Origin of the sequence: Streptomyces sp. SID5469 (genome assembly GCF_009862865.1) — a bacterium.
GTDB lineage: Bacteria > Actinomycetota > Actinomycetes > Streptomycetales > Streptomycetaceae > Streptomyces > Streptomyces avermitilis.
This window is the reverse complement of the sequence record NZ_WWIN01000001.1, coordinates 273,347-295,409: the sequence shown is the minus strand read 5'-3', so window position 1 is coordinate 295,409 and position 22,063 is coordinate 273,347. Positions and strand designations below refer to the sequence as shown.

Here is a 22,063-nt window from a genome sequence, read left to right as displayed (position 1 = left end):
GATGGAGGCCCTCCCGAATCCGGGAGGGCCCCCGGTGGCCGCGCGCGAGATCGAGGCGATACGGCGGCTGGCTGCCCGGGGCGACCGCCTCGGCTCGGGTGCAGGCAGCGGCCCCCCGCCTACGCGGGAACCACTGGACATCACGTCAGGCTGAAGGTGAGTCTCCTACTCCCAGTTGTGTGCGACGAGGGGACCGGTCTCGTCGAGATATCCGCGCAGTCCGGCCTGCGGGTACTCGATGATGCCGTCGGGCAGTTCGTGCACGGTGAACCAGGTCAAGGCGAGGCACTTGTCCGGCTCCCGGTTGACGGGTTCTCCCTGCCAGTCCGTGGCTTCGAAGAAGAAGCCGATCCGTTCCACCTCGTCGTCTTGGCGATGGTGCACGACGTGGACGAGCCGGAGGTGGCCCGGGGCGACGGTGATTCCGGTCTCTTCGAACAGTTCGCGGGCAGCACCGGCGGGCAGGGGATCGCCCTGGTCGAGCTTGCCGGAAGGCATGTGCCACCGGCCGTAGCCGTTACGGGCCGCCGCGCTGGGAGAAGAGGATCTTGTCACCGTCGCGGAGGATGACGTGGATGTCGATGACGGGTGTTGCCGGTTGTCCGCTCATGTTCCTTGGGGGTCGAAGGGGCGGGGGAGGGGACCGACGCTAGCGGCAGAGCCGGGATGGCGTCGGCGATTCGGCGCGCTACGTCCGATGGGGTGTAGGCGCTGTTGTCGAGAGCAGCACGGCGACGCCTCCGTCCATCAGGTAGGCCGCCGACTCGGGCTGGACCTTGCCCGGCGTCGCGCGGAAGGATCAGATCCGTGTCGTGCGCGGCGTCGGGATGTCCCTCTCCGCCCCTTCCTGCATCCGGTGGAGTTCGGCGAAGAGCCCGTCGATCCGGAGGAGTTCGTCGTACGTACCGCTCTCCGCGACCGCGCCCTTCTCCAGGACGATGACTTTGTCGGCGACGCGGGCGTTGGCAAGACGGTGTGTGATGAACAGCGCGGTGCGGCCCGCAGACAACTCCCGCAGCCGGGAGAACACTTGGTGCTCAATGCGGGCGTCCAGAGCCGAGGTCGGCTCGTCGAGGATCAGTACGGGGGCGTCCTTGTGGAAGGCCCTGGCGAGGGCGATGCGTTGCCACTGTCCTCCGGAGAGGTCGTGGCCGCCCCACCAGGAGCGGGCTAGCGAGGTGTCCAGGCCGTCGGGAAGGTGCGCGACGACGGCCATCGCCCCCGCTTCCTCGGCTGCTCGGAGTACGGCGGCGTCACCTTCGTCGCTGGGCATGCCGAGGGTGATGTTCTCGCGGCAGGTCAGCGGCCACCGGGTGTAGTCCTGCGGGACCATGGCGACGGACTTCCACACACTCTGGGGGTCGGCGGTGGCGAGGTCGACCTGGTCCCATTCCACGGTGCCGTGGTCGGGCAGGTACAGGCCGGTCAGGAGGTGGGCCAGGGTGGTCTTTCCGGAGCCGTTCTCGCCGACCAGGGCAACGACTTCGCCCCTCTTGAGTTCGAGATCGACCCCGGCCAGCGCGGGTACGGCGGTACCGGGGTAGGTGTAGGTGACGTTGCGGGCGCTGATGGCGGTGGGACCCTTCGCCGGGGCCAGGGTCGTGCCGCGGTGCGTCCGGAGGCCGTGGGCGGTGCGCAGGAAGACGGTCCAGTCGTCCAGGAACAGGGTCGAGCGTCGTCAGCTCCTTGACGCCGAAGTCCGACGCGGCGCAGAGCCTGGTCGGCGACGTACGGGCGCTCACCCCGCCCCCCGGCACCCACCCGCTGGTGGGCGGCATCGACGCCGAACTGGTCGACGCCAAGCACTCCATCAGCGGCCAGATCCCGCTCGCCATCGGCCTGGTGGTTGTGACCACCTTCGTCCTGCTCTTCCTCTTCACCGGCAGCGTGGTGCAGCCGCTGCGCGCCCTGGCCCTGAACGCGATCACCCTGGTGGCGACGCTCGGCATCATGACCCGGATCTTCCAGGACGGCCATCTCTCCTCCCTGCTCGGCTTCACGGCGCAGCCGATGGAGATGTCGATGACCGTGCTGATGTTCTGCATCGTCTTCGGTCTCTCGATGGACTACGAGGTGTTCGTCACCAGCCGGATCAAGGAACTCCACGCCCCGGGCGAGGACACCGAGTCCGCCGTCACCAACGGCCTCGGGCACACCGGGCGCATCGTCACCGCCGCCGCCTGCCTGCTCGCGGTGAGCTTCTTCGCCTTCGGTACGGCCAAGCTCAGTTTCATGCAGATGTTCGGTCTCGGCAGCGGACTGGCGATCCTGATCGACGCTGTCGCCATCCGTGGTGTGCTCGTTCCCGCCGCGATGCGCCTGCTCGGCGACTCGGCCTGGTACGCGCCCGGCTTCCTGCGCAGATTCCACGGCCGGTTCGGCCTCAGCGAAAGCGCGCCCGAGTCCGCTGCCGAGCCCGAACCCGCAGTCTCACGGGGTTGACCCCGGCCCACAGCGTCCTGCCCTGCGCGGAGTCCGGCTGGGGCGACACCGCTCAGCGGGCCGCGAGCCTGCTGACGAGGCAGCGCCCCCGGCCGTTCTCGGCGTGCGGATGATCCAGGGCGGGCGGCTCCGGCGGGGCGGGCGGCAGCTGCCGCCCGCCCCGCCGGTCCGTCAAGCGAGGACGACGCCGCAGGCGCTCATCAGCGCAGCTGACGGGGGGCGCCCAAGCGGGGTCGCGGCCGGTGAAAGCGACCAGCCGGTCCAGAGGTGGTGCGCTTGCGTCGATGGCGATTTCGGGGCCGAAGGGCATGCCGGGGCCGCGTTGACGTCACCGACGTCCGCTGCTTCCGGATCGCGGGAGCCGAGCTGGCAGTCAGGACGGTGGGCGGCCCGAACGGCACCCTCATCCAGGTGACGGCAGCATGGCCGTGGCTGGCCACCGTCTGCGTAGCGGTCTGTCGGCACAATGTCTAAGCCGGCACTGGGGAACCTGCTGCTGTCCAGTACACCGCACGCGAGCAGATTCCCGCCGCGTGTGCTCAGCCGCTGTTTTGCAAAGGAGCAACCGCGGCTCTATAGACGTAGGCAGCACGTTCATGACCAAGCGGCCGTTGCTAGCGGAGGCAGGATTGGCGGGGTGAAGCCGATCGGCTGGTAGCGCATCTTCCCCAAAGCCGTCCTCGTCGGCCGGTCATTCGCCAACCGCGACGACATCGAACACGCCACCACCCTGGTGACCAACCAGCTCAACTCCCGTGCCTGCCACTGCATCTGGGGCAGGTCCACACCTAACTCGTACAGGCGCCGTCATGGGCCCGAAGGCGGGGCGAGACCGTCGAGCTGGTTGATGAAGCGCAGGACCTGCTGCTCGCCGGGGTAGTGGCCGGTCTGCCGGTACAGGGCGAGGGCCTGCTCGTAGAGCTGCTTGGCGGTGTTCAGGTCCGCGCGGTCCTGAGCGACCATCCCCAGGTTGTTCAGCGCAGCGGCCTGGCCGGAGGCATTGCTGGTCTGTTGGTAGAGGGTCAATGCCTGCTCGTAGCGCTGCTTGGCGGTGACCAGGTCCCGGCGACCGCGGGCAACGCTCCCCAGACCCATTAGCGCCGTGGCTTGGCCGGGTCGGCTGCCGGTCTGCCGGTAGAGGGCCAGGGCTTGGTTGTGGTGCTGCTCGGCGGTGTCCAGGTCCCTACGGCACCAGGCCAGGTGCCCTAGGTTGTCCAGTGCGTGTGCCTGGCCGAGGCGGTCGCCGGTCTGCCGTTCGAGGGCCAGGGATTGCTCGAAATGCTGCATGGCGGTGTTCAGGTCCCCGCGGTCTTCAGCTACATGTCCCAGGTTGTCCAGCGCGGTGGCCTGGCCGGAGCGGTGGCCGATCTGTTGAAACAGGGCCAGGGCCTGGTTGTGGTGCTGCTCGGCGGTGTCCAGGTCCCCACGGTCCCGGGCCAGCTTCCCCAGATGGTCCAGCGCGGTGGCCTGGCCGGAGCGGTCGCCGATCTGCTGGAAGGAGGCCATTGCCTGCTCGTAGTACTGCTTGGCGCTCTCCGGCTTTCCGCGGTCCCGGGCGACGTTCCCCAGATTGCCGAGTGCGGCGACCTGGCCGGAGCGGTGGCCGATCTGCTGGTAGAGGTTCAGGGCTTGGTTGTGGTGCTGCTCGGCGTTGTCCAGGTCCCCGCTCTCCTTGGCAACCATCCCCAGCCTGTCTAGTGCGCTGGCCTGGCCGAATCGGCTGCCGGCCTGCCGGTACAAGGTCAGGGCTTGGTTGTGGTGCTGTTCGGCAGTGTCCAGGTCCCCGCGCTCACGGGCCACATTTCCCAGGTTGTTCAGTGCGAGGGCTTGGCCGAGGCGGTTTCCGGTGTGCTGGTAGAGGGTCAGGGCCTGCTCATGGTGCTGATGGGCGGTGTTGAGGTCCCCGCGGTCAAGAGCGACATATCCCAGGTTGTCCAGTGCGTCGGCTTGGCTGGCTCGGTCGGTGAGGTCGAGGGCCAGGTCGAGGGCGGCTTGGACGTACCGCTCGCTGAGGGCGCGCTGGTGGGCCGCTTCGGTGGCGGCCTTCAGCGAGATCTGGACCGCTGCTGGTGCGGGGTTCGGGTGTGTGGGCAGACCGGGGCCGGATTGGGCTCTGATTCGGGCCAGGCGCGCCTGCCGAAGCAGGAGGTTGATACGGCATCGAGCGTTGGGACAGTTCCGGGCAGCCTGTAGACCCTGCTTCAGCGCCTCTTCGGCGGCGTCGAGGTCGTCGCGCAGCAGCGCGGCACTCGCGTACACGGCGTGGAGCAGGGCTTGTTCGTGCCTGCCGGGTTCGCCGAGTGTGCCGGCCAGGCGGACACCCTGCGTGATGAGGGCATCGGCGCGGGCATAGTTGCTGGTGAGGAAGGCGCCGGTGGCTTGGAGACGCAGCAGGGTGACGGGGCGGATCTGGGCCGTAGTGGTGGGGGTGAGCGGGATCATCGGGAGCCGGTGAGCGGTCGTATCGGTCGGATGTGGAGCCGGTGCGGTGGCGTCGGCGGCCAGATGGCGTGCAGTGTCGACGGCGGTGTCGAGGGCGGGCAGGTCACCGATGCAGCAGACGGCACGGGCTAATGCGAGAGCCAGGTCGGCGCGGTCGGCCGGTTCGGTGATGCCTCCAGGGGTGTGAAGTGAGCGGCGCCAGAAAGCCGCGGCGTCGTCGTAGCGGTCCTCGCGCCAGGCCAGCTCGCCCCGCATCCAGGCCACTTGTGCCTGCCCGAAAGTGTCGGGCACTTGCTGGTAGTGCCGGTCGGCGTCGGCGGCCAGACGGTCGGCCTGGTGCAGGTGGCCTTGCAAGAGCGCGATGTGGGCCTGGGCATGGAAGGCCAGTGCCAACGCGGGGTGGGGCACGGTCGGCTGGGCCGGTTCGGCGGCCGCGACAGTCGCGGTCTGGGCCAGTGTGAACGCATCACCGAGACGGCCGTCGGTGACGGCTGCCAGGACGGCCTGTTCCCATAGCCGGCATCTGGTGGGAGCGGCGTCTCCGGCGGCGAAGCGGTGGTACATCTCCTCGGCAGAGAGTCTCCCCTCGGCCAAGGCGGCGTAGAACTCGGCAGCGGCCCGGTGCCAGCGCGGGAGCTGCCGGCGGTCGGGGATCCGGTCGCGGTCGGCGCGGGCCAGGTGCTCCAGCAGCCATCCCCGAATGGTGGCGTGCATCACCAGACGGGGTGCCCGGTTTGTGGCTGGCGCGGTCTGTAAGAGTTGGTGGCGAGCCAGGGCAGTGAACCAGCCGGCGCTTAGCGGGGTGTCGGCCACCAGGCGGGCCAGCGCGGGCTCGGTGATGACTCGTAACACGCAGGCGGCCTGTACCAGCATGCGCTGCTCGGCCGAGAGCCGACCCAGAATGTTGTCCACCAGCCAGGTCGACGTCGGCTGCCCCGCCGCCTGATCCAGCCACGCGCCCTCACCGCCGATTCCGCTCTGGCAAAGGTCAGCGATGGCGGCTGCGATCAGTGGCATTCCGCCGGACATCATGTAGGCCTGTCGCGCCGGCTCCAGGCCCAGGCCCAAGGCGGCAAAGTGGTCGACGACGTCGTCCTGACTCCAGGGTGAAAGTTCCAGCTCCTGCCAGGCCGAATCGGGCAGGCCCGTCATCGTCAGCTGGTCCTGCCCCGCAAGGATCACCCGCAGCCGGGCAGACACGTCCAGCAGCCGGACCAGCATGTCCCGCACGAACCAGTCTCCGACGCCGATCGCCGTGCGAGCCCGGTCTTCTCGGGCGGCATCGTCGAACACATACAGCAACTCCGTTGTATCCACCACCAGCAAAACCGGGCGGCGCACCCGTGCGGCGATGCTCAGCATCGCCTGCACCCACGCCTCCCGGCGTTGCGCGGTAGGCGCGGCCCCGTCGGCGACCGCCGAGACACCGGTGATCTGCCCGTGCCCTCGGGCGATCATGGTGATGGTTGCGGGGTGCTCCGCCCCGATAAGCTCGGCCTGCCGGCGCAGGCGGCGTCGGCGCCACCAGGGCCCGGCCGTGGACAGCTGGATGGCCAGGGACCTCACCAGGCGCAGCACCACGTCGGTTTCCACCGGCAACGGGGCCAGGACCACATCGAGCACGTCCAGCCGGACCGTACGAAGGCCACGCCGGCCGTGGTGCAGCACGTAGCGCAGCAGCGTGGATTTGCCGGTCCCGGACACACCCTGCACTACGAGCACCCGGAGCGGCGAGCTCTCGCCCGTCAGCCGCTCGACCGCGGCCAGTGCCTCCCGGCGATCGGTGAATACCTGAGACACGGTGGTTGGCCCCCCAGCGGTGACAGTCTCTGGCAAGGTGGGACTCCACGCTGGCCATCGGTCGTGATGGTAGGGCGGTAACTGAGATGTCGGATGTGCCTTTGCGGCGACGGACACGTTGGTGTATTGCCGCGTCGGACCATCACAGGGGGTGGCCATGTACATGCCAGGTCCGAAGGTCACGGCGGCGGTCGGAGCGGTGCTGTCCGCCGCCACCGCGGTGGTGACCAACCTGGTCACCACCCGGTGGAGCCCGGCCCTGATCGCTGCGGCCGTGGTCCTCGTCATCGCCGGTGCCGCAGCAGCCGCGGCTTCCGCCGCACACGGTCGGTCGGATTCACCGCCGACTGCCCGGCTCACAGCCCGGCGTCGCGGCCACCTCGACCGCATCCGGGTCGCCCACGGCGCCGACGCCGCAGTGCGCATCGAAGCCACCGGCAGTGCAGCCGAAGTGTCGAACCTGGAAGTCAACATCGACAACGCCGAGGCCATCGCCAAAGCAACCGGCAGAGGCACGATCAGCAACTCCTCAATCGTGCAGAGGAATTCCTGACCTCCGGGCGGCTTGGCCCAGGGGTCTTTACCGGCATTGCGCTTCACTGCTGCCACGACCAACAGCGCGCGCGTCCGCTCCTGACTGCGCCAGCCATCGACTCCCAGGGCCTATGGGCGCATATCATGCGGAGGTTTGCCAACCTGGCGGCCCCGCACCCTCGGCGAGTTGGAGACTCTGCTCCGTAGATGGCTCAAGGCACTGCAGTACCGGCCGGCATCCCCGGCGGATTCCTTGCCTGGGACGGGCCTCGCTCTCGACAGACCCTAGAACGCCGAAGTCAGTAGCGGCCGAGCGCCGCACTCGGCGGATGGGGTCTGATCGCCGCGGGCGCTGACCAGCCTCCACGCCGGTACCCGACGCTCCGCCAGTACGGCGTTTCCTTTAGCGTCCTGGCATGGCAACTGAGAACTGCCGCCGTGATCTCACTGCCATCTGCAAGGCCGCGGACAGCGGCTATCTTCTGCAAGTGGTCCGGGATGACGGCTTCGAGCCCCTCGCCGAGAAGCACCTCTCACACTGGCCCGACTGGCCGACATTCCCGGTCGACGCCGCGCATGCGGCGGGGTGCGAACTCATCATGCTCGGCTACGTGATCTGGCCTGACACTGTCACCCCTGACTCGCTGATCGGCTGGCGTGCTGTACCGGATCAGCAGGCATGGTCGGCGAAGGTCGGCACCTTCGCCCAAGTGCAGGCCGCCGGAATCTGACGGACGGCGGCTTCGAGGTCTTGGGCAGCGGACGGGGCATCGCACCCAACTGAGCACGCATCTGGCCAGTCGGCACAGCCAGTGCCTCACGCACGGGATCTTCGTCAGGGTCGGCACCGTAATGGCCCGCGGGGGTGGCGAGACTGCTGATCTTCTCCAGGTCCTCGGCGATCACCCACCCACAACACGCCCCACAGAACAGGGCTCTCGTGCCCGAGACGAGTGCGCCGACCGTGATCAGCGCGGTCTCGGGGAGCCGCATGTGAACCTTGCTTCGCTCAGGCCCACGAGTTGGTGGGCCGCCGAGTAACGGGCGCAGCCCAAGGGCACGGTGAGCACGACCGCGCCACCGCCAGGACGAGGTCGGCTTCCGCATCCGTCGGGTACCCGGGGTACGCGGGAGCACGGCAGCGAGCCTCCTGCGCGGTCTGTCCGGGACGGCGGGGCCTGCCGAGGAGGGCCCATTTACCGCCTGTCGGACCGGCGCGCGGCCCCGGCCTCGCGGGCGGTCCATGAGAGCCGGGCGAGATCGGCGCGCGCGACGTGTGGTTTCCGCCCTGCCGCCCACCCTCGTTCGGCTTCTGCCGCCTCGCGACCGCCAATGCTGGTTACGTCGTGGGCTATTCGCAGTGGATCACCGCGCCGGCAGGTTCTCGCCCCCAGTTCAATGTCGCTGGCCAGGCCTTCACCGTCTAGGCCCGCGCCACTCAGCGCGAGGTCCGTACAGACGTCTATGCCACCTTGCTTGCCGCCCCCAGCACCGCCGGAGAAGGGGAGCTCTGAGCAGCCATCTGCTTACCGCTCGAGAGGCTTGGTCAGTCGAACAGGCTTCCTGTTCGGGTGTTTCCGCGGCGATGAATTGACCGCGCTTGTTCGCCAGTGAGCCGAGATGGCGAATCGGGCTGCCCGGCGTAGGTGGGGAGGGACCGGGGTTGCTGGGCGAGGTGGCGTTGCAGGTCCAGGTGGCGGAACTGGTACACCGCCCCAACCTGCCGCAGGACACCACGATGCTGATGCGCATCCTGGAGGAACGTCATCAAATCCCAAGGCGCTCGGCGCCACATTGCCAAATAAGCCTTGGCTATCACCCAGTCGCCCCATGCTGTCTGTTCAAGGGAGGCCCCGAGCCCGAACGCGAGCCCGAACGCCTGCCCGAACGCGAGTCCGTCCTCAGCCCCGAATGCAAGCCAGCTCACCAACCAACCTATGAATCCGCCCACGAATCCGGCCCCGAGCCCGTACGCGAGCCCGCCTCCGAGGAAGGTGCGGAGATCCTGGATGAGTAGTGTCGCAGGGCCGATCATGGTGGTTAGGGCAGGCTTCTCGCCTGTGAGTCCGAACGTGAGTCCGCACGCGAGTCCGGCAATGAGTCCGAGCGCGAGCCCGAACGCGAGCCAGCCCACGAATCCGTGCTCGCCGGGCAAGATCCCGGTCGCGAGCCAGGCTCCGCGTTCGCCCGCGATCCCGAGCCCGAACGCGAGTCCGCCCACGAGTCCGAGGGCAAGCCCGGCCCCGAGCCAGCCCGCGAACCTGCGGCGCGACCAACGTAGCCGTGTACTTGGAATGTTTGAGGGGGCGGACCCAAGCCCACCACCTATAAGTCCGTACGTGAGACCGGCCGCGAGCCCGATCCCGGCCGCGAGCCCGAGGCCGACCCCGTACACGAGCCCGAGCAGGAGCCCAGGCCCGAGCCCGACCATGAGCCCAGCTGTCAGGCGGCGGATGTACGCGGGGTTGGCGTGGTGAAGTTCCCACCAGGCAAGGTCCGGGCTGCCGTTACGGTTGGTCTCCAGGTGTCGGGCGAGGAAGACCAGGGTGCGGTAGGCCTGGGATGGAGACCACCGGAGGGGGTTCGGTTGGTGGCGGGTGTAGGCGGCGGGGATGTAGGCGTTGAACAGGTGGGTATCGAGGGCGGCGCGGGTGGGGAAGATGGTGGTGTCGTACAGCTCGTCCGGGTGAGGGACGGGGGCGGGTGCGCCCAGGATATCGGGGCGTGGGTTGTAGATGGTGCGGGCCAAGAAGAGGCCCAGGGGGGTGCTCAGGGCCTGCCCGACGAGGGTGTTCGTGCCCAGGTGGGCGGCCACGCTGTTCCAGCGGTCGGCGGCGGGGGTGTGCTCGCCGCCTGCGTCATGGCGCAGGTAGGTTGCGGCCTGGTCGGCGGGCAGGGGCAGCAGATGGATCCCGGCGGCGCCGTTGAGCGGTCGCACCAGGACTTCGGACCGGGCCAGTGCCTCCCGGTAGGCGGCGGCGCGGCTGGCCAGCACCAGGGGTTGTTTCGCGGGCAGGGCCTGGTTGAGGGCGTCGAGGGCTATCGCGTGAAGGGCAGGAGGGAGCTCGTCGAAGCCGTCGACGAGCGGCAGGATCCGCCGGGTATCCAGCAGCGCCTGGGCCAAGTCGATCTGGCCCGCCTGGGGCGCGGCCGAAGGGGCGGGGGCACGTAGACCGGGGTAGGTGTGTCTTAGCTGGTCGGCCAGCCAGCTCTGCAAGGGTCGGTGGGTAGGGTTCCAGGAGGCCAGGGAGAACAGCACCGGCACCGGGCCATCGTCGGGTCGCTGTGCGATCAGGTCGTGGAGCAGGCGGATGAGCAGCATGGATTTGCCGGAGCCGGGATCGCCGAGGACGACCAGGCGGCGGGTGGGTACCCGCTGGGCAAACACCTCACCGATCTGCGCATCAGCGCCCGCCAGCCCGGCGGCATCCGTAGGCCATTGGGCGGGATCACCGGGGGGACCACCGGGCCAGCCCCGCGCTACGTCGGCCAGCAACGTCCAGGGCTGTACCAGGTCTGCATCAGCGGCCCGCCAGGCGACCGGCAGTGGGTATGGGTCGTTCAAACGGCGGACCGACGCCTCAGCGTCCCACTGTTTCTTCACCGCTTCCGCCAACTGGTCGACAGCCGTCCCCAGGCTCATGGCGGTGACTTGGTCGCGGTCCTGCTGGAAGGCCTTCCAGGCCAGATAGAAGCCTCCCAGCGCTGTCAGTAGTCCCATCCCCACTGCGGCCACGCTCTGGCCGGAGCTCTGCGCCAGCACTAACGCTCCGCCCGCTCCAAATACCAGCAATGACAAGTAGCGCATGCCCACGCGCTTGGGGCCCCGCCCGCGTCCGCCATGTCTCACAGCGAGTAATCATGCCGTAACTCATTCCCGTCAGGGCGCCGTTCCCCGAACGTCGCCGTTGAGCTGGTTTTGACCTCGTCATTGAGCTCCTTCACAGCCGGGATGTAGATCGGCTCCGGCAAGAGCGACGCCACCGACTTGTCCAGTCCTGTCGGCAACGGCTCATCGCCCACGGTGAAGTCCTCATCGGCGAGGGCTGCGACGATCTCGTTCCACGCGCGCCTGACTGCTGCGCGGGTGATCTTCCCCGGCAGGGTCGCATGAGACGGGGGCTGTCGGGCCGGGTAGGGGGTGGTGGGTGTGGTCGGTGTGGAGAACGGACCACGGGGTCCGGTGTTCTTCTCCTTCGAGCCGGCCGGAATCGTCCCCGACATCGTCTGCCTGTCCAAGTCCATCAGCGGGTACGGGATGCCCATGGCCCTCACGCTGCTGCGTCCCGAGTACGACGTGTGGAAGCCCGGCGAGCACAACGGCGCCTTCCGCGGGTACAACCCGGCGTTCCTCACCGGGGCCCGGGCGCTGGAGGGGGCTGCTCTTCGGCCGTGCGGGCGCGGGCCCGCGAGGTGTGCGATGCGGCGTACCGGGGAGGCCTGCTGCTGGAGACGGCCGGGTCCAACGACGAGGTGGCCACGGTCCTGCCGCCGGTGACCGTGGCGGACGAGCAACTGGAACTGGGCCTTGGGGTACTCGACGAGTCCGTGGCCTCGACGGTCGGCAGGCGGGCCCTCGCGGCCTGAGCGGAGCTGGGCACCGCACCTCTTGGTGCACGACCCTCGCGCGGCGAACCGGCCACGGGGCCGGCGAAGAACGGCCGCGGGGCTGGCGAAAGGGAGAACGGATGTCGGTCGACCTCGTCGGCTTCCTCGGCGTAGTACTGGTGGCGTATGTGGTCCCCGGCCCGGACTTCCTCGTGGTGGTGAGGTCGGCCACCGAGCATCCCGCCAAGGGCCGGGCCGCGGCGCTGGGCGCCCAGAGCGGACTGTGCGTGCACATGCTCGCCGCCGCGGTCGGACTGTCCCTGATCGCTGCCCGCTCCCCGGCGGTCTACGACGCCATCAGGCTGCTGGGCGCGGCCTATCTCGTCTACCTGGGCGTCCGGGCAGTGCTGGCCGCGCGGCGGGCCGCCCGTGAGCGGGCCGCTGGGCGGGAGGCGGTCGGCGGCGTGGAGGACGGCACTGACCCGCGAACTCCGGAGGAGGAGGCGCCGGCCCACGGCCGTTGGCGGTCCGGCTTCACCCAGGGTTTCCTCACCAACGTGCTCAATCCCAAGGCGGCGCTGTTCTTCCTCAGCATCCTGCCGCAGTTCGTCCACGGCGGCGGCTCGACCTCGCGGCAGATCTTCTTCCTCGGCACCCTGGACATCGTCATCGGCGTCGCCTACTGGTTCGCCCTGGTCGCCGTCGCCGCGCGGCTACGGGCGTTCCTCGCCCGCCCGAAGGTCCGCCACGGCTGGGAACTGACGACCGGCTGGCTGTTCATCGCCATCGGCATCGGTGTCGCCGCGGCAGCCTGAGGTTCCTGACCGACCGGGACGGGTCACTGCCCCCGCCGCGGGTCTGCTGCACGATCGGGTGACATCTGAACTGGCTTGCCCTGTGAGGCGGGTGGGAAGGATGTCGCTGTGCCCAAGCCTTATCCGGAAGAGTTCCGCCAGGACGTCGTGCGGGTCGCGAGGAACCGCGGGCCGGGTGGCCACGCGCCGGTGACGGAGAATGGGAGTGCCCGGGGCGGCCGACGCGCATTAGCCGATGCTGCGGCCGTCCCGGGGCCCGCTACCGTCAGGCGCCGATGCGGCCGCCGATGCGCGGACGGTCTTCACCCTGGTGCAGTCGAGCAGGCAGTCGATGTGCGGAGAGCGGCCGCGGCTCGGCGAGGGCCTCCAGGAGGACGTCCTCGGTGTCGATGCCGCAGCACCGGGTTCCTCCAGCTGACGTCACCGCGCCTCCACGAGTGACTCTCCGTGCGTAGATCACTGCCGGCTCCAGGGCCGTAGAGGACGAAGCTGCCCGGAACGCTTTGCGTCCCGGGCAGCATGTGTGGGTGGCATTCGTGAAGTTCCTGGGGGAGTTGCAGGCTTGAGCTGCGGCCGTTGGGTGCGCTCATTCGGCGGTGCGGCGGTATTCGGCGTTGGTGCGCTGGGCTTCTTCGAGCTGGTCTTCGAGGATGATGATGCGGCAGGCGGCCTCGATGGGGGTCCCGTGGCCGACGAGTTCGCGGGCGCGGGCGGCGATGCGCAGCTGGTAGCGGGAGTAGCGGCGGTGGCCGCCTGGGGAGCGGAGCGGGGTGATGAGGCGGGCGTCGCCGATGGCGCGGAGGAAGCCCTGGGTGGTGCCGAGCAGTTCGGCGGCCCGGCCCATGGTGTAGGCGGGGTAGTCGTCGTCCTCGAGTCGGTTGTGCGAGTCGTCTGCTGTCATTGCACCTCTCTGTGGAACGCGTGGAGGGGCCCTGGTGCCGTACTGGCACCAGGGCCCCGAAGGAACTGCTACACCATCTGCCGGCCCTGGTACTGCGCCGGCTTTCTGTTTCCGCTGACCCGACCGAGTTGCTGTCGGGGGTGCGGGGATCGCGGTTGCTTGACCGGAGACCACCTCACTATCGATGTCCTGCGGTACCCGGGCTCAAGATTTCGGCCCGGGCGATCCTGATGGCGTCTGGCTCCTCCGTTCTTCCCTCGGTGATCAACTGCTCTTTATGCGGGGTACTGCGTACTGCTGGTACTGCTGGTACTGCGTACTACTGGTGATGGGGACTGCTCAGTGGCCTGTGACAGCGCCGCTCTTCGGCAGCCAGCCCCGTCGCCCGTCTTGCGTCTGCTCTGGCTTAGAACCCCACTGCCGAACCTCCCGGTGCGCGCGTCCGCAGCCGACGCCTTCACCGAGGTGCTGCTCACTGACTTCACTGCTGGGTACTGCGAACTGCACTTGCGGGTACTGCCACTGCGGTACTGCTCACGGCGGCCCCTGATCACTGCGGGCCACCCGGTCCGGTCGTCAGTCCCGTCGCCGTCCTCCAACAACCTGGCTTCGAAACTCCACCACCGCACCGTCCTGCGAACTGCAACTACGGGTACTGCTGCCCGGCAGTTCGTCTCTGCCAGGCCCTGCGGTCTCTCTTGGCTACGAGAGAAACCATAACCACGCCACCACCCAATGTCTACTCCGGCCAACATAGATTTTGCATGTTCGACGGGTGAGGTAATCGCCCTCGCACAGCGACGGGGCAAGCGGCTCCGACAGCGGGGACCGGGTCGCTGGGGCGAGGCCGGCCGGTCCGGCGGCGCGGGCGGGGGATGAGCACGAGCAGGTCCTCCAGGTCGCGTTGGACAGACAGACTGCACCCCGCACTGCCGGGAGCGGCGGGCGGGGCGCAGGACGGGAAACCTGATATGGGGTCAGGCCGGGCCGGGGCTGGTAGGGGTGTGCTGAGGGGCGGGTGCGAGGTGTCGGGCTCCGGTGCCGGGGTGCCGTGCAGGTGGGTGCCGATCCTTGTGCCGTCGGACGATCGCCGGTCAGCGGGGCGTGGGGGCGGGTGACGGCTGGCGGCCGCGGCGAGCGGCGGCGTGGGCGTGAGGACGGCATACAAGTTCAACAGGTCCGCTGCGCGTGCAGTCGCCGCTGCGTCGCTCGCTTGGCGCACCGTGCGGGCCCCAGCAGGCGTCAACCGCCGGGCTCCGACGCCGCCCATTTCGGTGATCTCCGGCCCGAAGACCACCGACGTCGACGGGTCCGTCGCCAGACTCGCGATCGTGCCTGCCCCGAACACCCCTGATCTCCCCTCCGAGCACTCCCCTGACGGGGCAGGCACCGGCCGGGTCCGGTTCCCGCTCGTGCAGTGGGTGCTCGCCCCGCGCACGACGTGGCAGGCGCGGCGCCTGGCCGCCGACTTCGGTGAGGGGATGGACGCCCGGACCGCGTGGGTGATGGCACGCCTGGCCCGTCATCCCGACGAACGCGACTACGCCATGGCTCACCTGGACGACGAACGCCGCATTGCGGACTGAGGGGAGCGCCGGTTCAGGCGCCCGCCTCTGGCCGCCCGGTTCCCTCGCTGGCTGTGGCCTTGCTGGTGTCGGCCGCAGCGGTCTTCCTCGTTCAGTCAGAGGGCGTGTCCGAGGAAGTACATGGCGATGATCCCGGCGCCGATGAACGCGCCCCAGCCCAGGGCCAGAACGACGATGTTGGAGTCGGTCCGTGGCGGGCCGAGGGCCGTTCTGGCAGGTGTCGGCCCTCCTGTGGGGAGGGTCGGGAGGGACGGCGCGGCCCGCCCAGGTGACAGCACGCGGGCGGGGTTAGAGGTGGGGCCTCCACGGGGGTTGGAAGATCACCGCCGTCACAGCATTGCACTGGATTCGGCCAGACAACAGGGTTGTGGCTTAAATCAGTCACATGACGGGTACGGGTACGTACCCGTACCCTTGCGGGGATGGGAAGGAGCACGATGATGTCCGATGCCAACGTCCGTATCCCCGAGGAAGCCAAGGAGCGGCTGGCCGCTATAGCTGCTGCGGAGGGCTTGTCGCTGCGCGCGTATCTCGCCCGTCTCGCTGAGACGCTGCTGACTCCGGCCGAGCGGGCCGAGCGGGCGGAGAAGGCCCTGGCCGCGTTGAAGGAGTGGAACGGCTACGCGCCGACCGCTGCCGAGGAGCAGGACCTGGACAGCGTGCTGGACCGGCGCCTGGCCCAGGCGACCGGCCGGTGAGCGACGCTGTGCACATCGTCCTGGACGACACCGCGATGGCCGCAGCCGGCCAGGGCAACGTCCTTGCTTCCCGTCTGATCCACCGCGCCCACGCTGAATCAGGCTGGTTCCTGTACGCCCCGGCGTGCGCGTTGGTCGAAGCCGACCGCGCCCGGCCCGGCACGGCCGAGCACCTGGCTTCCCTTCCCGGCATCACCGTCCTCGATCTGGACCTGGCCGCCGCCCTGGCCGTCGCGCGGCAAAAGACGTGGGCTGCCGCGCACAGTCAGTACGCGGCGCAGCCCACCCCGGAGCGTCCCGACGGCGCGATCATCGCCACCACCGCCCCCAACCGGTGGAAAGGGGAGCCGGTCCGGGTTCTGGACCTCACCCCCTGATCACAGCAGCAGAAGCAGCCCAACTGGGGTTCCGGGTACGGCGCCCCGACCTCGCCGACTTCTGGATGCCCTCCCGCCGGGACGCTTACGAGCGGATGATCGCCGCCCACGGACGCATCCCGACGAACTGCCAGGCCTGCGCCCGGACGGTGCGCGCGCAGAAGAAGACAGGATGACTGCCACGTACCAATCACTGGCCCCGGTGGTCCGTGCAGGGGCACCGGAGCAACTACGTCCGGCCGCACTGCTACTGCGCCGCCTGCATGGGCCTTGGTCTCCGCATCGGCGCCTTCGGGCCTGCCGTCGACGAAGAGGGCAACACCGTTCCCGGATCCCGGGCCGTCTACCCCTGGTCGGCGCTGCCCGCGGTCATCGGCGGCGATGTCGATCGCGACGAGCGGCCCTTCGCCTGGTTCACGCACTTCCTTGAGGCGGCCGGGCCCGTCGTGGTCGACGAGGGGGACGGCGAGAATCTGTGGCCGCGCGGGATTCAGCACGACGACGCCTTGTTCTGCGAAACCGGCGTCACCGGAGAGTTCGGCCTCGCCGACGGCGTCGCGGCGACCCAGTTCCAGCCGGGCGCGGGGCGGACCGCCCTCCACCTCGGCCGGCACCCCGTCGAACAGCTCCTGCCCAGCTGGGATCACCGCGTCTTGCGCTTCCCAGGGCAGATCGGAGCTGTCGAAGTAGAAGATGTCGTAGTCCTCAAGGACCACTTCTGCTGCTCCTCCGTGCCCTCGCACACTCTCCCCGGTGATGGGCACGCGCAAGAGGTCCGAACGGGTGACAGGGCGTAGCTACGGGCTGATCGTGGCCTCCGGGCTATGCACGAGTGGGCGTGCGCAGCGCCAGCATGGCGACGTCGTCGTCGTTGTCGCTGGGGCGGACCCGCTCCAGCAGCAGGTCGCAGAAGGAATCCAGAGGGCGGTGGGCAAGAGAGGCGGCGTGTCGGCGCAACCGTTCCAGTCCGTGGTCGATGGAGTGGTGGGGTGACTCGACCAGGCCGTCGGTGTAGAGCAGGACGGTGGTGCGGGGCGGCAGGACGGTGAAGACGTCGGGGCGAGGCCGGATCGTCCCGGTACCGAGCAGAATGCCGTGGGCGTCGGTGAGGTAGCGGGCACGACCGTCATGGCTGACCAGCAGCGGAGGAGGGTGGCCGGCGTTCGTCCAGCGCAGTTGCCACAGCTCGTCGTCGCCAAGAGTGAGCGTGGCCAGGATCATGGTCGCCATGGGGACCTCGGCTATGTGCTTCACGGCGTCGTCGAGCTGGGTGACGACGGCGCTGGGCGTGGCCTGGGGCTGGGACCATGTGAAGGCGCGCAGCATGTTGCGGATCTGCGCCATGCCGGCTGCGGCGTCGAGGTCGTGCCCGACAACGTCGCCGAGGCCAGGGCGTGGGAGTTGTCGGTCAGGGCGAAGGCGTCGTACCAGTCACCGCCGACGGAGGAGGCGTGCGGAGCGGGTACGTACCGCGCCGTCATGCCCACCCCGGGCACGGTGGGGAGCTGGGGCAGCAGGTGGCGCTGCATGGTTTCGGCGACCTTGCGCTGGCGCTGGTACAGACGCGCGTTGTCCAGCGCCAGGCCGGCCCGGCGGGTGATGTCCTCCAGCAGCGGCAGATCGGCGGCGGTGAAGGCGTCAGGACGTGTCGAGCGTCCCAGGGTCAGGGCTCCGAGCACGTCGCGCAGACCTCGGATGGGCGCGATGACAGCGGAGTGCATGCCCGTCTCGCTGAACAAGCGGCCCTGTTCGACCGCGATTCCGGAATCGGGCGGGCCCTGATAGGTGGCAGGGCCGGCAAGAGAGGACGCGGCGCCGCGCAGAGCCCGCGACAGGGGCATGGGGGACTCCTCCGGCACGGGGGGCATGGGTCCTTGCAGGTCCTCCCGCCCGACCAGGATTCCGTCCTTGTGCTCCGTCACCAAGGCGCGTCGAACCTCGTCTCGTTCGGTGAGCAGATCGATCACCGCCCAGTCCGCAAGCCGGGGCACCGTCAGGGCCGCCAGCCGGCGCATTGCCTCGTCCACATCCAAGGTGGACGTCAGCTGAGTGGTCGTCTCCGCCAGCAGGGCCAGGCGGTCCAGCTCCGTCAGCGGTGCGGGGACCTCATCGTCGCCCTCGTCCGATACACCCCGATTCGATCCGTACAACAGCATCAGCGCACCCGCCCCCTCCGACTCGGAGGAGAAAGGCGCGACGAGCCAGGACAGCCGGACGAGCGTGCCGTCCCCGCGGGCGAACCACTCCGAGTCGCCGTGCTCGGTTCTCCCGGCGAGAAGCGCGTCTCTCAGCTGACAGCGCGTGCGGGGCGTGGCATGCCCGTAGCTGTCGCGGTGCAGCAGGTCGTGGAAGTCCTGCCCGACGAGTTCCTCGAAGCTGCGGCCCAGCATGCTCTGGGCCGCGCCGTTGGCCGAGACGATGAGTCCATCGTCATCGACGGCAACGACAGCCGTCTGCACGTCCTCCAGCGTTGCACCAAGCAGGGCGCCAGAGGACGTCTGGGGGCCGGGCGCGGGGGAATCTCCCGTGTCGGTGCCGGATATGTCCATGGTTCTTCGTACCCCACCCGCTGGTTCTTCTCCAATTTCCTGAATCCGTTGCTCTGGACGACCGAGAAGTGCACGCCCCCGTCCGCGCCGCCATCGTCCTGGCTGATGCAGCCGTACCCCTTGTCCTCGTCGAACGACTTCACCGTGCCTGTTGCCACCGGTCCCACTTCCTAACGTCGGTGCCATGGCGCGGACATGTGACGCGCGCCGACCACAGCCCAACGAAGCGGCCCCGGCACTTGCCTTTTTCCGCACCGGCACGGCGAAATCCGCTTCGTTCCCCTGCCCTCACCCCGGGGGGATGAATCTCGCCCGCGTCATGGCTCAGCTCCTGAGACGAGACTCGTGCCACTGGCCTGCAGGCGATTCGCCAACAGCGTCATAGGCGCAGTGCCGGGCCCTCGCCGTGTCCGAGCCTGGCCGCGCTGGGCGCGGGGGAGACGTCGTCAGGGCGAGCGATCTTGTGTCGGCGGCAAGGCTTTCGTCGTCCGCAGGCGCGGGGGGCGGGAAGAGACGGTCTTCGAAGGCATCCAGGGCAAAGAGCGCCGCCCTCATCAGGATCGGCAGTGCGAGCGCGAGCAGGAGCCCGGGACCTCCCCTTGACTGGTTGGCCTGGGGCCGCTCAGGGGGCCGGACTTCAGGGTCCGGCCCAATGGTGGCATCGCCTGTCCGGTCGGCCACGGCCTGGTGCTGGGTCGCCGCCTGCCGGGTCCGGCTCGATGCGTTCGACGGGGAGCAGCCGTGGGGACTTCGGTTCCGCCGGCGGTGGCGGTGGCGGTGGCGGCGGGGGCGTCCGGTCTGGTGCCAAGCCGGCGTCGCGTGGTGCTCATGGCGGGAGCCTCGCACGGCATGGGACCCCCCCGGACGTCAGCGCGAGGCGGCCGTGCGGTCAGCTCGCCGCCGCGCTGGTGGCGGCAGGAGAACCTCCTGCCGGTGCGGTCCTCATTACCGGGGGCTGGCTTCCTCCATCGTGCCGAGAGCTTGCAGCATGGGTTTTCAGCTGGTCAGGGCCTCTTCGAGGGTGGAGTGGCAGGGGATGAGGGTGTCGATGCCGACGAGCGCCAGGACGCGCTGTACGGGTTCCTGCACGCCTGCCAGGCGTAGCCAGCCGCCTGCGTCCTGGGCGGCCCGGTGGGCGGTGATGAGTACGTTGATGCCGCTGGAGTCCATGAACGTCACGCCGCGGAAGTCGGCCACGGTCCGGGGCTCGGCCTCCCCTTCGGGTATGAGCAGAGCCTCGTGAAGGCTGTCGCGGTTGGCGTGGTCGATCTCGCCGCGCAGGACAACGATCCGGATGCCGTCGACAGCCTGGTGGTCGATCGACAGGCCGGGCCGTGCTGCTTCGTGGGTGTCGGTCACAACTTCCTCGACTGGGCTCGCTGACTGGGGATCTCTGATCCTGGCACAACGCGTGCGCACCCACCCTGCCCCAGTCCCCTGGCGAGGTACACCTATACAGTCTTTCCTCCAACACCGAGCGCGCATGTGCGGCAGGCGGCGGGGTACACGTCACGCAGCCGCGTGAACACAGGGGACTGAGGGTGGAGCCGTGGAAGCAGCCCCCGGCAGTGCGGGAAACGTCATGCCGGGCGCCGATGTGATCGAGACCGCCGTGGCCCTGGACGGCGACGGCTCCTGCATCGCCGAAGCCCGCCAGCTCGCGGTCGAATTCCTTACCCGCGTCCAGAGCGAGTACGGCGTGCCGGTGTCCGCGCGCGCCATGGACCTGACCCAGCTGGTCGTCAGCGAGCTGGTCACCAATGCGCGCAAGTACGCCCCCGGCCCTGTCCTGATGCAACTGCGCCTCGCCGGGGACCTGGTGGAAGTCGTCGTCTGGGACAGCGACCCCGTCCTGCCTGTGGCCCGCGCCGCCGACCCCGGCCGGATCGGCCAGCACGGTCTGGAAATCGTGATGGCCATCTCCCAGGAGTTCGAAGTCCAGCGCGAGCCGGTCGGCAAACGCATCACTGCCCGCATCGCCCTGCCCGATACCCCTGGCGCAGACATCACCGGCCGCCGACCCCAGTAGAGCAACCCGCACACCGCAATCATCACAACGGTCTGCGACTGAAAGAACACCAACAAGCTGCTCCGGCAGTACCTGCCCAAAGGCACGAACCTGTCGACGTTCAGCCAGGACGACCTTGACGCCATCGCGACGAAGCTTTCCCCACCAACCGACCCACTTCGTGGAGCGAAGACCACGTTCCCTTCGAAGATCTGATGGGCATCGGGCGACGCGAGCGGATGACATCGTTGCTCGACACCCCCTACTTGGTCAAAGAGTGGGAGCTGCCATCGCCGATCGTGCTTCTCTCTGGCGACGGGCACTGCTGGATCAGTCTCGACTACCGAGCCTGTGGCCCGAACGGTGAGCCATCGGTCACCTGGTTCGATACCGATCTCGACACCGAACTCGCACTCGCGAGTGACTTCAGGATGTTCGTCGAGAACCTCACTGCAGGCAGCGCCTTGGGTGTCGATCCTGGCGACTCCACATCGGCTTGACGCCAGCATTCTCTGGGGCAGGCGGGGCTCATGGTGCTTCTCCGGGGATGATCGGCATGCCCGGGGTGACCGGGAATGAAAGACACATCCCGCCTGGGACTTCGACTTCGACGACGGCGACGAACTCACCCGGCGACTGTCATGACTGGCCGCTCTGTACGATCACCGAATACTGGGCACTGATCCGCCTGTCCTGTGCGGAGATCAGCAAGTGGTGTCCTGTCCGGATAGTTGAGGGAGCTGGCGGGTGTCCGCTTTGGACTTCTACGCTCACGTCGCCGTTTGCGGTGAGGTCCGGGGAGTTGGCCTCGGTGCCGGCCCGGAAGCCTGGGAGGCTGCCCTGGGGGCGACATGCCTCGATGTTCCCGGTGGTGGCCTACTGCGGCGGGACTACGGGCTCGTGGAAATCAACTTCTCGCCGGACCAGCCAGGGCGGCAAGGGCAGATGTCGTGCTTCGGCTTCGGCGTGAAGATCCAACGGCTGCTGTACGACCAGTCCCCGAACACCGTGCCGTCCCCGCTCTCGCGGGAGTACGGGGAATTCGCACCCAGAGTCCCCTTCAAGCAACTGCAGGCCGCCATCCTGGCCCTGGGCCGCACGATCGAACTTGACAAGCACAACACTTCGAGTGACATGGACTGCTACCGCGTATCCGCGTCCGCCGCCCGCATCCACGTCGTCGCCGACCCTGACCCGTACGGGTCAGGCGACCCAGATCCAGACGGACATCAGAGGGGCGACGTCTGGTCCGTCGACGTGTGGTGACCGGCCGGCGACCTCTCGGCAGCGTCCGCGATATCTCTTCGCTACGAGGAGCGCCGGGCAGTTCAGACCAACGTGGACGAGGACCGGTTCGCCTTCG

At 68.8% G+C, this 22,063-nt stretch carries 19 protein-coding genes and 4 pseudogenes; 12 read left to right on the top strand and 11 right to left on the bottom strand.

Annotation, left to right across the window (positions count from 1 at the left end):
- Positions 1-165 precede the first annotated feature (165 nt).
- Both GTY58_RS01310 and GTY58_RS01305 read right to left on the bottom strand, forming a co-directional pair.
- Positions 166-498, bottom strand: coding sequence for an NUDIX domain-containing protein (locus GTY58_RS01310; RefSeq protein WP_010981689.1), 333 nt, complete (start codon positions 496-498; stop codon positions 166-168).
- Between the two features lie 301 nt (positions 499-799).
- Positions 800-1,519, bottom strand: a complete 720-nt coding sequence (locus tag GTY58_RS01305; RefSeq protein ID WP_202497609.1) for an ABC transporter ATP-binding protein — start codon at positions 1,517-1,519, stop codon at positions 800-802.
- Between the two features lie 155 nt (positions 1,520-1,674).
- Here GTY58_RS01305 and GTY58_RS01300 point away from each other — a divergent pair.
- A pseudogene (locus GTY58_RS01300) lies at positions 1,675-2,442 on the top strand (MMPL family transporter); the annotation flags it as partial.
- Positions 2,443-3,249: 807 nt separating this feature from the next.
- Here the strand turns inward: GTY58_RS01300 and GTY58_RS01295 are convergent.
- A complete protein-coding gene (locus GTY58_RS01295) occupies positions 3,250-6,720 on the bottom strand; it encodes a tetratricopeptide repeat protein (protein ID WP_037652988.1) in 3,471 nt (1,156 codons plus the stop codon).
- Between the two features lie 163 nt (positions 6,721-6,883).
- Here GTY58_RS01295 and GTY58_RS01290 point away from each other — a divergent pair, with 163 nt between their 5' ends.
- The gene (locus GTY58_RS01290; protein WP_137951551.1) at positions 6,884-7,237 is read left to right on the top strand and encodes a hypothetical protein; all 354 of its coding nucleotides are present in this window, start codon (positions 6,884-6,886) and stop codon (positions 7,235-7,237) included.
- 397 nt (positions 7,238-7,634) lie between these two features.
- Positions 7,635-7,949, top strand: coding sequence for a hypothetical protein (locus tag GTY58_RS01285; protein WP_010981684.1), 315 nt, complete (start codon positions 7,635-7,637; stop codon positions 7,947-7,949).
- Positions 7,950-8,764: 815 nt separating this feature from the next.
- Here the strand turns inward: GTY58_RS01285 and GTY58_RS01280 are convergent.
- Both GTY58_RS01280 and GTY58_RS39300 read right to left on the bottom strand, forming a co-directional pair.
- A complete protein-coding gene (locus GTY58_RS01280) occupies positions 8,765-10,981 on the bottom strand; it encodes an NACHT domain-containing protein (RefSeq protein WP_010981683.1) in 2,217 nt (738 codons plus the stop codon).
- 83 nt (positions 10,982-11,064) lie between these two features.
- Complete coding sequence (locus GTY58_RS39300; protein ID WP_162604334.1) at positions 11,065-11,484, bottom strand: hypothetical protein; 420 nt, start codon at positions 11,482-11,484, stop codon at positions 11,065-11,067.
- On the opposite strand from GTY58_RS39300, the pseudogene GTY58_RS40080 reads away from it, so the two are divergent.
- A pseudogene (locus GTY58_RS40080) lies at positions 11,396-11,805 on the top strand (diaminobutyrate--2-oxoglutarate transaminase); the annotation flags it as partial. The gene GTY58_RS39300 and the pseudogene GTY58_RS40080 overlap by 89 nt on opposite strands.
- 101 nt (positions 11,806-11,906) lie before the next feature.
- Complete coding sequence (locus GTY58_RS01265; RefSeq protein WP_010981681.1) at positions 11,907-12,581, top strand: LysE family translocator; 675 nt, start codon at positions 11,907-11,909, stop codon at positions 12,579-12,581.
- Between the two features lie 265 nt (positions 12,582-12,846).
- Here the strand turns inward: GTY58_RS01265 and GTY58_RS01260 are convergent, their stop codons facing one another.
- Both GTY58_RS01260 and GTY58_RS01255 read right to left on the bottom strand, forming a co-directional pair.
- A complete protein-coding gene (locus tag GTY58_RS01260; RefSeq protein WP_154696705.1) occupies positions 12,847-13,005 on the bottom strand; it encodes a hypothetical protein in 159 nt (52 codons plus the stop codon).
- Positions 13,006-13,167: 162 nt separating this feature from the next.
- Positions 13,168-13,482, bottom strand: coding sequence for a MerR family transcriptional regulator (locus tag GTY58_RS01255; RefSeq protein ID WP_010981680.1), 315 nt, complete (start codon positions 13,480-13,482; stop codon positions 13,168-13,170).
- A 1,331-nt stretch (positions 13,483-14,813) separates the two neighbouring features.
- Here GTY58_RS01255 and GTY58_RS40075 point away from each other — a divergent pair.
- Entirely contained in the window at positions 14,814-15,068 is a 255-nt protein-coding gene (locus GTY58_RS40075) for a hypothetical protein (RefSeq protein ID WP_237528689.1), read from the top strand.
- Between the two features lie 95 nt (positions 15,069-15,163).
- Here the strand turns inward: GTY58_RS40075 and GTY58_RS01245 are convergent, their stop codons facing one another.
- The gene (locus tag GTY58_RS01245) at positions 15,164-15,346 is read right to left on the bottom strand and encodes a hypothetical protein (protein WP_137951555.1); all 183 of its coding nucleotides are present in this window, start codon (positions 15,344-15,346) and stop codon (positions 15,164-15,166) included.
- 162 nt (positions 15,347-15,508) lie between these two features.
- Between GTY58_RS01245 and GTY58_RS01240 the strand changes: the two genes are divergently transcribed.
- The 3 genes from GTY58_RS01240 to GTY58_RS41470 all read left to right on the top strand — a co-directional run bounded on the left by GTY58_RS01240 (position 15,509) and on the right by GTY58_RS41470 (position 16,940).
- Positions 15,509-15,766: a hypothetical protein gene (locus GTY58_RS01240; RefSeq protein WP_037653012.1), complete on the top strand. Its 258-nt coding sequence runs from the start codon at positions 15,509-15,511 to the stop codon at positions 15,764-15,766.
- On the top strand, positions 15,763-16,143 hold the full coding sequence (locus GTY58_RS01235) for a hypothetical protein (protein WP_174514675.1): 381 nt from the start codon (positions 15,763-15,765) through the stop codon (positions 16,141-16,143). The genes GTY58_RS01240 and GTY58_RS01235 overlap by 4 nt, the downstream gene beginning before the upstream one ends.
- Before the next feature lie 263 nt (positions 16,144-16,406).
- Complete coding sequence (locus GTY58_RS41470) at positions 16,407-16,940, top strand: hypothetical protein (protein WP_154696704.1); 534 nt, start codon at positions 16,407-16,409, stop codon at positions 16,938-16,940.
- Between the two features lie 25 nt (positions 16,941-16,965).
- Here GTY58_RS41470 and GTY58_RS01225 read toward each other — a convergent pair.
- The 3 genes and pseudogenes from GTY58_RS01225 to GTY58_RS01215 all read right to left on the bottom strand — a co-directional run bounded on the left by GTY58_RS01225 (position 16,966) and on the right by GTY58_RS01215 (position 20,051).
- A pseudogene (locus GTY58_RS01225) lies at positions 16,966-18,692 on the bottom strand (SpoIIE family protein phosphatase).
- 5 nt (positions 18,693-18,697) lie between these two features.
- A pseudogene (locus tag GTY58_RS01220) lies at positions 18,698-18,850 on the bottom strand (cold shock domain-containing protein); the annotation flags it as partial.
- Positions 18,851-19,688: 838 nt separating this feature from the next.
- A complete protein-coding gene (locus GTY58_RS01215; protein ID WP_037652984.1) occupies positions 19,689-20,051 on the bottom strand; it encodes an STAS domain-containing protein in 363 nt (120 codons plus the stop codon).
- 223 nt (positions 20,052-20,274) lie between these two features.
- Between GTY58_RS01215 and GTY58_RS01210 the strand changes: the two genes are divergently transcribed.
- The 3 genes from GTY58_RS01210 (at position 20,275) to GTY58_RS01195 (ending at position 21,966) form a co-directional block, all read left to right on the top strand.
- Positions 20,275-20,721 (top strand): ATP-binding protein, encoded by a 447-nt coding sequence (locus GTY58_RS01210; protein ID WP_037652981.1) that lies wholly within the window; start codon positions 20,275-20,277, stop codon positions 20,719-20,721.
- Between the two features lie 194 nt (positions 20,722-20,915).
- On the top strand, positions 20,916-21,200 hold the full coding sequence (locus GTY58_RS01200) for an SMI1/KNR4 family protein (protein ID WP_010981669.1): 285 nt from the start codon (positions 20,916-20,918) through the stop codon (positions 21,198-21,200).
- A gap of 247 nt (positions 21,201-21,447) precedes the next feature.
- A complete protein-coding gene (locus GTY58_RS01195) occupies positions 21,448-21,966 on the top strand; it encodes a hypothetical protein (protein WP_010981668.1) in 519 nt (172 codons plus the stop codon).
- Positions 21,967-22,063: the final 97 nt, after the last annotated feature.

What these genes read in the sequence shown, in the direction of transcription:
- GTY58_RS01310 (WP_010981689.1), bottom strand. Translation starts at nt 498, where the DNA reads ATGCCTTCCGGCAAGCTCGACCAGGGCGATCCCCTGCCCGCCGGTGCT.
- GTY58_RS01285 (WP_010981684.1), top strand. Translation starts at nt 7,635, where the DNA reads ATGGCAACTGAGAACTGCCGCCGTGATCTCACTGCCATCTGCAAGGCC.
- GTY58_RS39300 (WP_162604334.1), bottom strand. Translation starts at nt 11,484, where the DNA reads ATGGGCATCCCGTACCCGCTGATGGACTTGGACAGGCAGACGATGTCG.
- GTY58_RS01265 (WP_010981681.1), top strand. Translation starts at nt 11,907, where the DNA reads ATGTCGGTCGACCTCGTCGGCTTCCTCGGCGTAGTACTGGTGGCGTAT.
- GTY58_RS01255 (WP_010981680.1), bottom strand. Translation starts at nt 13,482, where the DNA reads ATGACAGCAGACGACTCGCACAACCGACTCGAGGACGACGACTACCCC.
- GTY58_RS01240 (WP_037653012.1), top strand. Translation starts at nt 15,509, where the DNA reads ATGTCCGATGCCAACGTCCGTATCCCCGAGGAAGCCAAGGAGCGGCTG.
- GTY58_RS41470 (WP_154696704.1), top strand. Translation starts at nt 16,407, where the DNA reads ATGGGCCTTGGTCTCCGCATCGGCGCCTTCGGGCCTGCCGTCGACGAA.
- GTY58_RS01210 (WP_037652981.1), top strand. Translation starts at nt 20,275, where the DNA reads ATGCCGGGCGCCGATGTGATCGAGACCGCCGTGGCCCTGGACGGCGAC.
- GTY58_RS01200 (WP_010981669.1), top strand. Translation starts at nt 20,916, where the DNA reads ATGGGCATCGGGCGACGCGAGCGGATGACATCGTTGCTCGACACCCCC.